Origin of the sequence: Kribbella sp. NPDC000426 (assembly GCF_040300265.1) — a bacterium.
Taxonomy (GTDB): domain Bacteria; phylum Actinomycetota; class Actinomycetes; order Propionibacteriales; family Kribbellaceae; genus Kribbella.
Map to the genome: position 1 here is coordinate 836885 of NZ_JBEPDK010000003.1, position 14620 is coordinate 851504.

14 protein-coding genes are annotated in these 14620 nt (G+C 68.9%); 7 read left to right on the forward strand and 7 right to left on the reverse strand.

Going from position 1 to position 14620, the window contains the following annotated elements; translation table 11 throughout:
* Window positions 1-5: 5 nt before the first annotated feature.
* The 4 genes from ABT313_RS17870 to ABT313_RS17885 all read left to right on the forward strand — a co-directional run bounded on the left by ABT313_RS17870 (window position 6) and on the right by ABT313_RS17885 (window position 3094).
* Window positions 6-620, forward strand: a complete 615-nt coding sequence (locus ABT313_RS17870; RefSeq protein WP_350854369.1) for a hypothetical protein — start codon at window positions 6-8, stop codon at window positions 618-620.
* A gap of 60 nt (window positions 621-680) precedes the next feature.
* Window positions 681-1205: an EXLDI protein gene (locus ABT313_RS17875; protein WP_350854372.1), complete on the forward strand. Its 525-nt coding sequence runs from the start codon at window positions 681-683 to the stop codon at window positions 1203-1205.
* Window positions 1206-1370: 165 nt separating this feature from the next.
* Window positions 1371-2312, forward strand: a complete 942-nt coding sequence (locus ABT313_RS17880; RefSeq protein WP_350854375.1) for an ATP-binding cassette domain-containing protein — start codon at window positions 1371-1373, stop codon at window positions 2310-2312.
* Window positions 2309-3094, forward strand: a complete 786-nt coding sequence (locus ABT313_RS17885) for an ABC transporter permease (RefSeq protein WP_350854378.1) — start codon at window positions 2309-2311, stop codon at window positions 3092-3094. Before ABT313_RS17880 ends, ABT313_RS17885 begins: the two co-directional genes overlap by 4 nt.
* Here ABT313_RS17885 and ABT313_RS17890 read toward each other — a convergent pair.
* Window positions 3091-3768 (reverse strand): pyridoxamine 5'-phosphate oxidase family protein, encoded by a 678-nt coding sequence (locus ABT313_RS17890; protein ID WP_350854380.1) that lies wholly within the window; start codon window positions 3766-3768, stop codon window positions 3091-3093. The genes ABT313_RS17885 and ABT313_RS17890 overlap by 4 nt on opposite strands.
* A 68-nt stretch (window positions 3769-3836) precedes the next feature.
* Between ABT313_RS17890 and pdxR the strand changes: the two genes are divergently transcribed.
* Entirely contained in the window at window positions 3837-5201 is a 1365-nt protein-coding gene (gene pdxR, locus ABT313_RS17895; RefSeq protein WP_350854383.1) for a MocR-like pyridoxine biosynthesis transcription factor PdxR, read from the forward strand.
* Here pdxR and ABT313_RS17900 read toward each other — a convergent pair.
* From ABT313_RS17900 to arfA, 4 genes are all read right to left on the reverse strand, one after another.
* On the reverse strand, window positions 5188-6087 hold the full coding sequence (locus ABT313_RS17900; RefSeq protein WP_350854386.1) for a hypothetical protein: 900 nt from the start codon (window positions 6085-6087) through the stop codon (window positions 5188-5190). The two genes, pdxR and ABT313_RS17900, sit on opposite strands and share 14 nt — an antisense overlap.
* A 63-nt stretch (window positions 6088-6150) precedes the next feature.
* Complete coding sequence (locus tag ABT313_RS17905; RefSeq protein WP_350854389.1) at window positions 6151-7038, reverse strand: glycoside hydrolase family 43 protein; 888 nt, start codon at window positions 7036-7038, stop codon at window positions 6151-6153.
* Window positions 7039-7213: 175 nt separating this feature from the next.
* The gene (locus ABT313_RS17910) at window positions 7214-9424 is read right to left on the reverse strand and encodes a family 43 glycosylhydrolase (RefSeq protein ID WP_350854392.1); all 2211 of its coding nucleotides are present in this window, start codon (window positions 9422-9424) and stop codon (window positions 7214-7216) included.
* A 22-nt stretch (window positions 9425-9446) separates the two neighbouring features.
* Window positions 9447-10934, reverse strand: coding sequence for an arabinosylfuranosidase ArfA (arfA, locus tag ABT313_RS17915; RefSeq protein WP_350854395.1), 1488 nt, complete (start codon window positions 10932-10934; stop codon window positions 9447-9449).
* Between the two features lie 119 nt (window positions 10935-11053).
* Between arfA and ABT313_RS17920 the strand changes: the two genes are divergently transcribed.
* The gene (locus tag ABT313_RS17920; RefSeq protein ID WP_350854398.1) at window positions 11054-12052 is read left to right on the forward strand and encodes a LacI family DNA-binding transcriptional regulator; all 999 of its coding nucleotides are present in this window, start codon (window positions 11054-11056) and stop codon (window positions 12050-12052) included.
* On the opposite strand, the gene ABT313_RS17925 is transcribed toward ABT313_RS17920, so the two are convergent.
* A complete protein-coding gene (locus ABT313_RS17925; protein ID WP_350854401.1) occupies window positions 12049-13191 on the reverse strand; it encodes an FAD-dependent oxidoreductase in 1143 nt (380 codons plus the stop codon). The two genes, ABT313_RS17920 and ABT313_RS17925, sit on opposite strands and share 4 nt — an antisense overlap.
* Before the next feature lie 94 nt (window positions 13192-13285).
* Here ABT313_RS17925 and ABT313_RS17930 point away from each other — a divergent pair, with 94 nt between their 5' ends.
* A complete protein-coding gene (locus ABT313_RS17930) occupies window positions 13286-13846 on the forward strand; it encodes a TetR/AcrR family transcriptional regulator (RefSeq protein ID WP_350854404.1) in 561 nt (186 codons plus the stop codon).
* Here ABT313_RS17930 and ABT313_RS17935 read toward each other — a convergent pair.
* Window positions 13813-14610, reverse strand: a complete 798-nt coding sequence (locus ABT313_RS17935) for a sugar phosphate isomerase/epimerase family protein (RefSeq protein WP_350854407.1) — start codon at window positions 14608-14610, stop codon at window positions 13813-13815. The genes ABT313_RS17930 and ABT313_RS17935 overlap by 34 nt on opposite strands.
* Window positions 14611-14620 lie beyond the last annotated feature (10 nt).

The window sequence follows — 14620 nt, forward strand, 5'->3', positions numbered from 1 at the left end:
GCAGCATGTTCGTACAGGTCATTCAGGGGCAGGTCATCGACGCCGGGCAGGCGCACGCCGCGATGGAGCGGTGGATGGAAGAGCTCGCGCCCGAGGCGTTCGGGTGGTTGGGGACCACCGCAGGTGTCACCGCGGACGGAAGGTTCATCGCCCAGGCTCGTTTCGAGTCCGCCGACTCCGCGCGGCGCAACAGCGAGTCGCCGGCGCAGGACAAGTGGTGGCACGAGTTCTCGTCGCTGCTCACCGGCGACGCCGGCTTCCGCGATACCGAGGACGTGTCGCTCGGCCTGATCGGTGATCCGGACACGGCCGGGTTCGTCCAGATCCTTCGCGGTCGCGCCACGGACCCGGACCGGGTCCGGACTCTGATGTCGAACGACCTGAGCGCCTGGGCGAGCTTCCGGCCGGACCTCATCGGCACCGTGCTCTCGTTGTTCGACGACGGCGCCTTCTCCTCGGCGATCTACTTCACCTCCGAGATCGAGGCCCGCGAAGCCGAGCGCCTGGAGCCGCCGGCTGAGCTGAAGGCGACGGTTGACGAGCTGAACACGCTGGACGCCGAGCCGCCGGAGTTCTTCGACCTGGACGCTCCTTGGCTGTACTCGCCTACATCTACGTAGAGATATATGTAGACATGTGCGTAGCCTTCTGCGTATAGTTCTACGTAGGAGGAGAGAGCGATGCCAAACAAGACGATCTACGTGTCCGACGACGACCTGCCGCTGTACAAGAAGGCGCAGGAGCTCGCCGGGAACCTGTCTTCGGCGATCTCGATCGCGCTGCGGAAGTACGTCGAGATGGAAGAGGGCCGGTTCGAGGGGTACGACGAGATCACCGTGCGGGTCGGCCGGGGCGCCGGTCGCAAGCAGCGGTTCTCCGGCGTACTGCTGGCCGAGGGCGGGCGGTCGAGCAGCACCGGGTACGAGGCCTTCAAGGTCTACCGGAGCCGGACCGGCAAGTTCGTCCTGCACGCCGATCGCCGCAACCAGATCACCGTCAGCGGCGACGACGAGCGCTACCTGTCCGGCTGGCGGTCCTGGATCGGCAACTGGAGCACCGACCAGTCCTGGAGCATGGCGCAGGGCGAGGCCACGCTGAACATCGTCGACTCGGTCGAGGAACTCCGCGAGCTGATCCCCGAAGACCTCTACGAGTTGGTCGAGGAAGCCGCGAACCAGCCGGCCGTCGAAGACCTCGACATCTAAAAGCAGAAAGCAAAGAACAAAGCACGGCGCCTCCGGCGCCGGGACCGGGGCGCGCACACGCTACCGGCGACCTGAGCTAGGTCGCGGGGCGGTCGGACACGCCCGAAAACAACCACTGACCACCTGGGTGGGTACCCCCTGCCCGAAAACCTGCGAGGAACTGTCATGTCAGCTGCGATCGACGTCGTCGGACTGCGGAAGTCGTACGGCGAGAAACTCGTGCTCGACGGTATCGACCTGAACGTTGCCGAAGGCACCATCTTTTCCCTGCTCGGCCCGAACGGGGCCGGCAAGACCACCGCGGTGCAGATCCTGTCCACGCTCGTCACCGCCGACGCCGGCGAGATCCGGGTCGCGGGGCACGACCTGCACCGCGACCCGGAGGCGGTCCGCGCCGCGATCGGCGTCACCGGGCAGTTCTCCGCGGTCGACGGGTTGATGACCGGCCGCGAGAACCTGATCCTGATGGCCGACCTGTACCACCTCGGCAAGCAGGAGGCCCGGCGCCGGGCGGACGAGCTGCTGGAGCAGTTCGACCTGGTCGAGGCCGGCAAGAAGCTGGCGATGACGTACTCCGGCGGCATGAAGCGCCGGCTCGATCTCGCCATGACCCTGGTCGGCCGCCCGCAGATCATCTTCCTGGACGAGCCGACCACGGGCCTCGACCCGCGCAGCCGGCACAGCATGTGGACGATGATCCGCGAACTGGTCGCCGGCGGCGTCACGGTCCTGCTCACCACGCAGTACCTGGACGAGGCGGACCAGCTGGCCGACCGGATCGCCGTACTCGACCACGGACGCCTAGTCGCCCAAGGTACGGCGGAGGAGCTCAAGCGCCTCGCACCCGGCGGGCACATCCGGCTGCGCTTCACCTCCCCGGACGCGTTCGCGCTGGCCGGCCAGGTGCTGCCGACCGCCGTACCGAATCACGAAGCGCTGGTCCTGCAGGTGCCGAACGACGGCAGCGTGCACGCGCTGCGCGACCTGCTGGCCCGGATCGACGACGCCTCGCTCGAGGTCGACGAACTCACTGTCCACACGCCCGACCTGGATGACGTCTTCTTCGCCGTCACCGGTCAGCCCACCGAGAAAGTTGCCGCGAAATGAGTTACGCACTGCAGGACACCGGCACCATGCTCCGCCGCAACCTCCGGCACGCCCAGCGGTACCCGGGCCTGTCCCTCGGCGCCCTCGGGATGCCGGTCATCATGATCCTGCTGTTCGGCCTGATCTTCGGCGACACGTTCTCGAACGGTCTCGGCGGCGGGGGCGGACGCGGCGCCTACATCAACTTCCTCACCCCGGGCATCCTGCTGATGTCGATCGCCTCCGGCACGATGTCGCCCGCGGTCGCGGTCTGCATGGACATGACCGAGGGCATCGTCGCGAGGTTCCGCACGATGGCGATCTTCCGGCCGGCTGTGCTGACCGGGCACGTGCTCGGCAACGTGATCCTGACGATCGCGAGCCTGGCCCTGGTCGTCGGCTTCGCGGTCCTGATCGGCTTCCGCCCGAATGCGTCGGTCGGTGAGTGGCTGCTGGCGGCCGGGTTGCTGATCGCGGTGACCGTCGGGCTGACCTGGTTCGCGATCGCGCTGGGGCTGACCAGCAAGACGCCGGAGAGCGCGAGCAACGTCGTACTGCCGATCGCCCTGCTGCTGCCGTTCCTCAGCAACACCTTCATCCCGCTGGACGCGATGCCGAGCGGCATCCGGTGGTTCGCCGAGTACCAGCCGTTCACTCCGATCATCGACACCCTGCGGCACCTGCTGCTGGGTACGCCGATGGACAGCGGCGACGGCTGGCTGGCCCTGGCCTGGTGCCTGGCGATCGCGGTCGTCGGCTACTTCTGGGCCCAGAAGAGCTACAACAAGGGCACGGTGGCCTAGGACGGTGCGCCCATCAGGTTCGCGCGGGTGCGGACGTGGGCCGGTACCAACAGGTCGCAGTCAGGGTTGTTCTCCGGTTCGCCGGCGACGACGTGGAGCGGGATCACGCCTGTCCAGTAGGGCAGGTCGAGGTCCTGCTCGTCGTCGTTGGCGGGCCCGTTGCGGGTCTTCACCGACGCTTCGGTGAGCGAGAGCGCGAGCACCGAGGTCTTGGCCAGCTCCTTGCGGTTCGGCGGCCGTACGGCGGTCGAGCGGCCCGGGACCAGGTGGTCGACGATCCGGTTGAGACCGTGCAGCTTCTCGTCCGGGTCGGTGACCAACCGCGGTACGCCGAAGATGACCGCGGACCGGTAGTTGACCGAGTGGTGGAACGCGGACCGCGCCAGCACCAGCCCGTCGGTGTGGGTGATGGTGACGCAGATCGTCTGCTCCGGCGCCGCGACCACGCTGCGCGCGGCGACCGAGCCGTGCAGGTACAGCGTCCCGTCCGGCCCGCGATCGAGGTCCACGCCGTACGCCGTCGGCAGGACGAGCGGATCGCCGTCGACCACGACCCCGAGATGACAGAACATGCCGTCGAGCAGTACGTCGTACAACGCGGCGCGATCCGTAGCCGCACGTTCCTTCGAGCGGCGGAGTTGTGTCCGGGCGGTCGGCTGCATCGGGCTGGTCATGTAACCAGGCTGGCTCGGGAGTGGCATGCTGGCACGGTCCATTCCCGTACGAATCAGGTAGTCCATTCGTGGAGACCTCGCTCCCGCTGACCATCGACCGCACTGCCGGGCTCCCGCTGCACCTGCAGCTGGCCGAGCAGTTCCGGGCCGCCGTGCTGGACGGTCGGCTCCAGGCGGGCCACCGGCTCCCGTCGACCCGCGACCTCGCCCGGGACCTGTCCGTCTCGCGGTCCGTCACGCAAGCGGCGTACGACCAGCTGCACGCCGAGGGCTGGATCGAGGGACGCACCGGCGCGGGCACGTTCGTCACGGACGTCGTCCCGCTGCAACCCGCCGTACGACGCCACACGCCGCACCCGGCGAATCCCGACGCCAAGCTGCTGACGCTCCGCCCCGGCATCCCGTACATCGCGCCGACGCCCGACCCCGGCTGGCGTCGCGCCTGGCGTGAGGTGTCCACGCAGTCCCCACCGCGCGGGTACGACGACGCCGCCGGCCTGCCCGCGCTGCGTGCCGCGCTCGCGGACCACGTCGGGCGGGTCCGCGGCATCGCGTGCGGACCCGAGAACGTGCTCGTCACCAACGGCACCGTCCACGGACTGCGCCTGCTGCTCACCGTGACGCGGCAGCCCGGCGACCGGATCGCGATCGAGGATCCCGGCTATCTCAACGCGGTGGTCGCCGCCCGCGATCACCGGCTCGAGATCGTCGACGTCCCGGTCGACGAGGACGGCCTGCAGGTCGGCGCGCTGACGGACGCGGCCGCGGTCTACGTCACCCCGTCGCACCAGTACCCGCTCGGCGGCCGGCTACCCGTTGCCCGACGCAACGAACTGATCCGCTGGGCGCGTCGTACCGGCGCCCAGCTGATCGAGGACGACTACGACAGCGAGTTCCGGTACGACGTCGCGCCGCTGCCCGCGCTCGCCCAACTGGACCTGGAGTGCGTCGTCCACCTCGGGACTTTGTCGAAGACGCTCAGCCCCGCACTCCGTCTGGGTTGGCTGGTGGCGTCCGAGGAGACGGTCGACCGCCTCGCGACGTTCCGCGCCAACTCCGGCGACTGGCCCGGCTGGCCGATGCAGGCCGCCCTGCTGTCGATGCTCCGGGACGGCTACCTCGACCAGGCCGTACGGCGCGGGCGCCGCCTGTACGCGGACCGTCGTACGCACACGGTCGCCGTGCTGTCGCCGTACGGTCAGGTGATCGGCCAGGACGCCGGCCTGCACGTCACGCTGCTGCTGCCCGACGACGCCGACGATCTCCAGATCTCAGCCGCCGCTCGGGAAGCAGGTGTCGTCGTCGCGCCGCTGTCGGAGTACCGGCGCAGCGTCGCAGGACCGCCAGGGCTGGTGATCGGCTACGCGACGCCGTCGACGTCCGATCTGCACCGGGCCCTGACGACCCTGACCGAGGTCCTTACTCGCCGTTGAGCTGGTCGATGTCCGGAGTGCTGCCCCAGCGGAAGTACACCGGTGCCTTGTAGCTGCCCTCGGACGAGCTGACGTGGTTGATCACCGTGGCCGTACCGTTGGCGCGGCCAACGGCGTACCAGTGGGCGGTCTTGGTGTCCTTGTCGATGCCGACGAGCAGCGTGCCGTAGTTGCCGCACTTGCTCGCGAGCAGCTTCTCGAAGCCCTGCCAGGTCTTGGTGCGGACCGGCTTCACGATCGGCTTGATCGTCGCCGCGGTCGAGATGTGGATGGTGTAGAGCGCGCCGCCGCGGGTGTTCGCGAGGAACGTGTCGTATGTCGCGGTCTTGCTGATCAACGCCATCGACTTCACCGCCGCGAACCCGGGCGCCGAACCGGCCGCCTTCCATCCGCCGGCCACCGTCCAGCGGAACAGCGTCCCGTCGTTCCGCAGCCCGTACGCCGTCGTACGGGCCCTGGTCTGGGATATCTCCAGCGCGGTGAACTTCGACCAGCCGCCGCCGATCCGCTGGGTCGCGTTCGGCAGGCCGGGGACGAACTCGTTCATCGTGTCGATCGAGTAGAGGCGGTAGTACAACGAGTCGCCTTGGACCACCCAGCCTTCGTTCGTTGCGCCCAGGTTGGACGCATCGCTCGTGAACGTCGTACTGAATCGGACCGCACCCGGCGCGAACACGCCGAAGATGGGTCCGGGCAACCCGACCGTGCGCGCCGGATAGCCGACCGTGATCCCGCCGTTGTCCTGCGCTCCGCTGTCGAGCACAGACCCCGGTGCGAGCGAGCATGCCCCGGTCGCCGCTGACCCGGCGGCGTGTGCCGATGGCACGAACACCGCCGCGGTCAACGCAACCGCCCCCGCCAGGCTGGAGACAATAGTTCGCCGCACAACGTTCCCTCCCCACATCTGCTTCTTTGACAACCAGATGCCGGCGGGGCGAAGAAGGTTATGTCAGGTCTTGGCTGGGTTGTTGCGTAGTGGGGGTTGTACGAGGGGGGTGTCTCCGTCCCAGGTCAGTTGGGACAGCCACATCGTGCGGCCCTTGGGGTCGGTGCCTACCTGGGTCGGGTCCCAGGCGTGGTAGACGAACCAGTTGCCGAGGACCATGTTGTGGCCGGGCCCGGCGGCGTCCGGGCTCGAGGACAGGATGGGGTCGCCGGACTTGGTGCACGGGCCGGTGGGGGACTCGCAGACAGCGTGACCGACGGCGTACGTCGACTTGTCGAACGCGTTGCCGGAGTAGAAGAGGTGGAACTTACCCTCTCGCTCGACCATGTACGGCGCCTCGACGAGGTTGCCCTCCCAGGGCAGGTCCTGCTTGATCAGCCGGTGCACGGGACCGATCAGTTCGAGGCCGTCGTCGGACAGTTCGGAGACGTAGATCCACGTGTCGACACCGATCGCGTTGCCGTCGTTCTTCCAGTACAGCCAGCGCCGGCCGCTCGAGTCCTGGAACGGCGACGCGTCGATCGAGCCGCCCTCGTCGGCCTGACTGATGAACGGCCGTAGAGATTTGTCGACATATGGACCTTGGGGTGTGGACGCGACCGCGACGCCGACACACTGGTGACCCGACGCGAGATCGCGCGTCGTGTAGTACATGACGTACCGGTCCTCAGCATGGACGGCGACCTCGGGCGCCCACACCCTCCCGGGCGCAGTCCAATCCGGCAACGACGGCAGCGCATCCCCGACCGGCTCCCACGACACCAGGTCGGTCGACGTCAGCGTCTGCACATTCCCCAGCGGCCCGTTGGTCGCGAACGCGTAGTACTCGTTGCCCACCGCAATAACCTGCGGATCAGCGAAACTCCCGTCGTACACCGGATTGCTGAACATCTGTGAAGGCTCCTTAGAACTATCGGCCGACGCATAAGGTTTGGTGCCTCGCGCCGGCCCGGCCCGCCCCGCCCGCTCGCCGAGTCGTGGACGGTGGTTCAGAAAATCTGCCGCTATTCACGACTCGGCGTTGGGGCCGGAACCGTTCGCCACGACTCGGCGGGCTCGCTGACGTCTACTTGCTCTCGTAGAAGTTCAGGTAGGCGAAGGTTGCGGTTGGGGGTGGGTTTGCGCCGGTGAAGTCGCCGTGGGCGTAGAGGCCGATGCGGGCCGCGGACGGGAGGACCCAGGAGGCGCCCCAGGTCCAGTTCTTGCCGTCGACCGAGGTGCCGGCCTGGTAGACGTGTTCGCCGGCGGCGTTCTCGTGGTACGCGATCCGCATCCACATCGTCGGCGCGGTCCGCCCGATCGCGGCAGCGCCGTACGACGTGGCGCCGTCGGAGGGTCGGGCCACCAGCTCGCGCCCGTACTCCGTCTGCCGGGTCTTCCAGATCGCGACGTCGCCGAGGCGCGCGAAGTCGTCGTCGTTCAGGTAGACGATCATCCCGGCCTGCTGATAGTTGCGAACGTCATCGATACCGGTGTCCAGGTGCAGCTTGGTCTCGGCGATCCAGCTCTTCCCGGCCGGCGTCGAGTGCAGGAGGAGGCCGGCGTTGTTCCCGCTACCGACCATGTCGGCGTTCTCCAACGGCCAGCTCAGGTTGCCATCAGCAACAGTTGCCTTGTCGTCCTGACGGACCCAGCTCCAGTCCGCACCGAGCGGGCCGTTGAAGTCGTCACCTGCGAGCAGCTTGCCCGTGCGCGGTACTGCGGCCGGCTTCGTCACCGGCTTGGCGACGGGCCTGACCGTCAGGTTGTCGACCTCGGCGTTTCCGATCCACCGCACCGGCGCCGCCGCCAGCCTCAACCCGGGCACGCTCAGCTGCGCCTCTCCGTAAACATCTCCCAGGCCTGCGTCGTTCAGTCGCGCAGTCACCGTGGACTCGCTCACCTGCACCGACAGCTTGTTCCACTGTGTGCGATCGAAGTCGGCCGGCAGGTTCACCGACGTCGTACGCCGACCGACCGCCAGCGTCAGCCGGTTGTTCACAACCGACGCGACCACCTGGTTGCCGAGGACCGTGGTGAAGGCGGCGCCCAGCTTGACGTCGGCCTCGACGCGGAGGGATCCGCCGGGTGCCGAGGCGCGGGTTTGGGCTGCGCCTTGGATAGAGGCAGTCGGCCCGCCAACGGCATCGCCCGGGTTGGCGGTTGCGCCGACGAGACCGGCGGCGGGGTTGGTGGAGTCGATGCCCAGACCGGAGCCGGTTGTGGGTGCGGGGACCGGGCCTTCGGACGGGCCGGCGCCGGCGTTCGTCCGCGGCCAGCCGTTGATCCAGTCGATCCGGTCGATCAGCATCGGGCGGCGGTTGATGCCGAACGGGTCGGTCAGCCACGGCGTACCGCGGTCGATCGCGTGGTACACGATGTGGTCCTGGCCGGCCGCGTCGGTGATGAACGCGTGGTGGCCGGGGCCGATCCACTTGTTGCCGTTCTGCGTGATCACCGTCGTACCGCCGACGCGGGAGTCGGTGAGCTTGGCACCGTCGGCGTCCACGAACGGGCCGCGCGGTGAGCGGGACCGGCCGGCGAACACGGAGTACCCGGTGGTCGGGCCGGCGCAGCAGTTCATCGACGAGCCCATGAAGTAGTACCAGCCGTCGCGGTAGACGACGTACGAGCCTTCGTAGCGGTCGCCGATCGTGACCTGGGTCGGGGTGCCGACCGCGTGGGTGCCGTCGGCGCTCAGCTCCGTCACGGAGATGCCGCCGTTGAACCCGCCGTAGTACAGGTACCGCTTGCCGTCGGCGGCCGTGAGCTCGGCCGGGTCGATGGTGCCGAGGTAGCCGCCGTTGCCATCGGACCGCGGCGCCACAACCGGGCCGTTCCTCGCGGTCCAGGGTCCAGCGGGCGTCGGCGCGGTGGCGACACCGATGGCCGGATCGCCGCCGGGGTTCGCCACGGTGTCGGTGACGGTGAAGTACATGACGTAGCGGCCGCCGAAGTACCGGATGTCCGGCGCCCAGAAGAACGAACCGGGCGCAGCCCAGGCCGGCTTTGTCTGGTCGTTGAAGACCGTGCCGAGGTACTCCCAGGAGCTGAAGTCCTTGGTCCGGGCCATGTGCATGAGCCCGAACGGGCCTCCTCCGACAAGTGGGTCGGAGGTGGCGTACGCGTACCAGTAGCCGTCGCGGCCCTGGATGATCGAGGGGTCGGCGAAGGAGTCGGCGAAGCTGGATGTGACGGGGTTGGTGGTGGTCACGACCGGCGCCGCGGTGGCGGCCGACGTACCGGCCGCTACCGCGACGGCAGCGAGTGCTGTGGCGAGTAGTCGTTTCGAAGGCACAGGGCGGTCCCTTCAGCTCAGTTCAACTCAGGCGGATCAGATGCCACGAAGCGGGCGGCAACGTGGCGGTGCAGACACCGTCGACGATCTCGGTGCCATCCACGGTCCGGGGTGTGACCCGGTCCGGGTGGTCCGCGGTGTTCACCGCGGACCGGTCCTCGTCGTACAGGGCAAGGTGCTCGACGACCCGGAGGCCGCTCACCGGGATCTCCAGATCGATCTTGTCGGTCTCGCTCCGGTTCACCACGAAGATCGCGGTCTCCCCGGTGTTCTCGTCGTACGTCGCGGTGCTCCACAGCGCCGGGACCGTGCCGAAGGCGGCGGTGTCGATATCCGGCCCGCCGGTGATCGCGGTCTGCAGCACGGTCGGACCGGCGTACCGCGCGGTCAGGGCGAACGGGTGGAAGATCGTCTGCCGCCAGGCGCGCCCGCCGGGCTCGGTTCGGATCGGGGCGATCACGTTGACCAGTTGCGCGAGGCAAGCAATCTTCACCCGGTCGGCATGCCGGAGCAGGGTGATCAGCAGGCTGCCGACCACGACCGCCGCGTCGACGGTGTAGCTGTCCTCGATCAGCGGGCCGACCTCGCGGATGCCGAGGCCGAGCTCGCCCGGGAAGTGTTGCTGGTACCAGACGTTCCACTCGTCGAACGAGAGCGTCAGCTCCTTGTCGCTGCGCTTGAGCGCCTTCACGTGGTCGGCGGTCGCGATCACCGACGAGATCATCCGGTCCATCTCCTCGGCGGCCGCCAGGAAGCTGGCCTGGTCGCCGTCGCGCGGCTCGTAGTACGCGTGCAGGCTGATGTGGTCGACGAGGTCGTAGGTGCGCTCGAGCACGACGCGTTCCCACTCGCCGAATGTCGGCATGCCGGCGTTGCTCGAACCGCAGGCGACCAGCTCGAGGTCCGGCTCGACCCGGCGCATCGCGTTCGCGGTCTCCTCGGCGAGCCGGGCGTACTCCTCGGCGGTCTTGTGGCCGATCTGCCACGGCCCGTCCATTTCGTTGCCCAGGCACCAGATCCGGATGCCGTGCGGCTCCGGGCTGCCGTTCGCGACCCGCCGGTCGCTGAGCGCGGTCCCGGCCGGGAGGTTGCAGTACTGCAGCAGGTCGACGGCCTCGCGGATCCCGCGGGTCCCGAGGTTGACTGCCCAGATCGGCTGTACGTCGGCCTTGCGCGACCAGGCGACGAACTCGTCGGTGCCGAACTGGTTCGGCTCGATCGCCCGCCAGGCCAGGTCGAGCCGGCGCGGCCGCTGGTCCTTCGGGCCGACGCCGTCCTCCCAGTCGTAGTTCGAGACGAAGTTGCCGCCGGGGTAGCGGACCGCGGTCACGCCGAGCTCGCGGACCAGCTCCAGCACGTCCTCCCGGAACCCGTCCGCGTCGGCCCGCGGATGCCCCGGCTCGTAGATCCCGGTGTAGACGCACCGCCCCATGTGCTCGACGAACGAACCGAACAGCCGCCGGTCAAGCTCCCCGACCACAAACGCCGGGTCAACCACGAGCCGAGCCACAGGGCCTCCCCAGAGTCGTTTACAACGTTTAACGTGGTTGTCTACAACGATTGACAATCGCTGTAAAGAGTTCGGCAATGGCAGACTCGGGCGACAGGCGCGTGACTGGAGGACTCGGGATGGCGACCAGGCTGAGTGACGTGGCCGCGCGGGCCGGCGTTTCGGTCAAGACCGTGTCGAACGTGATCAACGACTACCCGCACATCACCGCACGGACCCGGGAAAAGGTCGAGGCCGCGATCGCCGCCCTGGACTACCGGCCGAACGTCAGCGCCCGCTCGCTGCGCAAAGGCCGCTCGGACTTCATCGCGCTGGCGATTCCGGAGATGGCCTCGCCGTACTTCGCCGAGCTCGGCGCCGAGATCAGCCGGGCCGCGAAGCGCCGCGGGATCACCGTGCTGATCGACCAGACCGAGGGCGAGGCCGCGGCCGAGAAGCTGGTCCTGGACGGGATGCGCGGGCAGCTGATCGACGGCATCATCTTCTCGCCGATCACCACCGTGCCGGCCAAGCTGACCGTCGCCGACACCGGGAAGCCGCTGGTCCTGCTCGGCGAGCGTCCGGCCGGCGGCCAGTTCGACCGGGTCGCGGTCGACTCGGTCCAGGCATCGTGCGACGCGACCACGCATCTGATCTCGATCGGCAGACGGCGGATCGCGGCGATCGGTGTCGGCGGGACGAGCACCGGCGCAGTACGGCGCAAGGGGTACCGGAAGGCACTCAAGGCGGCCGGCCTGCCGCACGATCCCGCGCTCGAGCTCGCCGGGACCGGGTACCACCGGGAGGACGGCGCCGCGTCGATGCGCGAGCTGCTGGCGCTGCCGGAGCCGCCGGACGCCGTCTTCTGCTTCAACGACCTCCTGGCCCTCGGCGCACTGCGAACGCTGGCCGACGCCGGGCTGCGCGTTCCGGATGATGTCGCCGTGGTCGGCTTCGACGACATCGAGGACGGCCGGTACCACTCACCGACCCTGACCACGATCTCGCCGGACAAGGAGTGGCTCGCCGACAACGCGGTCGCCCTGCTCCTCGACCGGATCGCAGGAAACGGTGAGGCCGCCCATCGCGACCTCACCGTCCCCTACACCCTGCAGATCCGCGAATCCACCGCCGGCTAGCGGCCGGGGAAGCCGGCTAGTTGCTCGGCCAAACCGTGCTGGGTCTTGCCCATCCGGCCGACCAGACTGAGTACGGCGTTCCGCACCGGGCGAGCTGCCCGCGGAACGTTGGCCAGCCGGGTCAGGCGGTGCGCGAGGCCGATGACCCGGACCGCCTCCGCACGGCTGTTCGTGGCGTAGGCGTCGAGGCCTGACTCGTCACCGGCCAGGGCCGCCGAGAGCGCATCCGCCAGAACGACCGCGTCGCGCAGGCCCAGATTCATGCCCTGACCACCGGCCGGGCTGTGGGTGTGCGCCGCGTCGCCCGCGAGCAGCACACGACGCGCCCGGTACTCGTCGGCCACGCGCTCGTGGATCCGGAATCGCGAACCCCAGACCACCTCGATGACCTTCGGGTGCCCCTTCCGCGGACCGCGGTCGTCGACCAGGCGCTGCGCGAAGGCCAGATCCGGGTGCTCGGGCGCGTCATGTACCTCACCCACGAGCCGGAAGCTTCCGTCCGGCAGCGGCGCGACGACGAGCAGCCCGGCCGGCGCGAAGTACAGCCCGACCTCGTCGGTCGGCAGCCCGCCGTCGACACGGATGTCGACCAGGCTCAGCGACAGCTCCAGCGTGTTGCCAGGCATCCGCAGTCCGGCCAGCCCGCGGATCGTGCTGTTCATGCCGTCGGCGGCCACGACGTACTGCGCGTGGATCACGTCGCCGTTGTCGAGCGTGACCTCGGCGCCGTCCGCGGTCTGGACCAGCCCGGTCGCGGCGTACGGGCGGAGGACCGATCCACCGAGCTCCTCGAGCCGGTCGAGCAGGACCTGCTCGGTGACGGGCTGCGGGATCATCGTGACGAACGGGTACGCCGTCGGCAGGTCCTCGAAGCCGACCGGGATCAGCCTGCGGTCGCCGGCCCGGATCGAGAAGTCCTCCAACTCCAACCCGCGGTCGACGAGCTGCTTGGTCACGCCGAGCGGCTCCAGCACCTCCAGCGTCCGCGGGTGGATCACGCATGCCCGCGAGGTGTTCGTGCCCTCGGCCTGCTTGTCGATCACCACCACGTCGTGCCCGTGCAGCCGGAGACCGACCGCCACCGCGAGCCCGACCGGACCCGCACCCACCACTACGACCTCTGCATTCTGCGGAGTCATCGTCGCTCCTTCCACCGTTTATCAACGCCTGTTGACTTTTACCGTAGGACGGCGGCTGGCAAAAGTCAACAAGTGTTGGCATATGCTGTCGGGTATGGCGGAGAAGAAGTCGGACCGGACCCGGGCAGCGATCCTGGCCGCGGCGCGGGAGCGGTTCGGCGCGGACGGGTACGAGCGCGCCACGATCCGGGCGATCGCGGCCGACGCGGCGATCGACCCGGCGATGGTGATGCGGTACTACGGCAGCAAGGAGAAGCTGTTCGCGGCGGCAGCGGAGTTCGACGTACGGCTGCCGGATCTGACCGACGTACCGCTGGAGCAGGCCGGTGAGGTGCTGGTCCGCCACCTGGTCGAGCGGTGGGAGGAGGACGACACACTCAGGGTCCTGCTGCGGAACGCGGTCACCAACGAGGCTGCGGCCGAGCGGATGCGCCAGGTGTTCAGCGCGCAGCTGGCGCCGGCGATCCAGCGGGCGTCAGTGGACCAGCCGGCCGTGCGGGCGGGGCTGATCTCGACGCAGGCCCTCGGCTTCGCGCTCTGCCGCTACATCCTCGAACTGCGGCCGGTCGTGGCGATGTCCGTCGACGAGGTGGTGGCCTGGCTCGGCCCGACCATCACGCGCTACTTGACCTCGCCGTCGCCCAGCCAGGCGTGAACGGCGGGCAGCGTCTCGGCGAGCGACGGCAGCTGCGGGTGCCACTTCAGCTCCCACTCCAGTGAGAGCGGGTAGTCGGTCCCGTCGAGCGTCTGCAGCAGCTCCTGGATCGGGAAGTCACCGGCGTCGATCGCCACCGGCCGGTAGTCCTGCTGCGAATCGGCCTGCTTGAACTGCACGACGTCGACCCACGGCTGCAACAGCGCGAACGACTCCGCCAGCGTCTCGCCGTGCGACCAGGTGTGGGAGCTGTCCCAGATCGCCTTCACGTTGTGGCCGGGGACGTTGGTGTCGAGCAGAGCGCAGAGCGCAGCGACCTGGCGGGCGGTCGAGTGCGAGTCGTGCGTCTCCAGCAGGATCGGGACATCCCGCGGTGCGGTCGTCACGCGGTCGAGCGCGCGGATCTCGCCGGCGCTGGGGGATTCCGACGTACCGCCGCCGCCCGAGTCGTCGGCCGGATCGTCGCCCGGGAAGACGCGCACGCCGCGGGCGCCGAGGTCTCCGGCGAGCTCGAGATGGGCTTCGAGGGGCTGGTCCTCGACGGCGCAGAGCTTCACGTAGCTACTGACCGCGAAGGTCTCCAGGCCGGCGTCCTCGATCCGGGTCCGCAGCTCACGCCGCTCCGTCGCGGTCAGCCCGGTGTGGGTGAACTCGTCCGGCGCGGCCCGCAGTTCCAGACCGGTAAACTTGTTGCCCTGGGCAAGCGCCAGGACATCGTCGAGCGGAGCTCCGGGACAACCGAGGGTGGCGAAACCTAGACGCATATGGCCTATC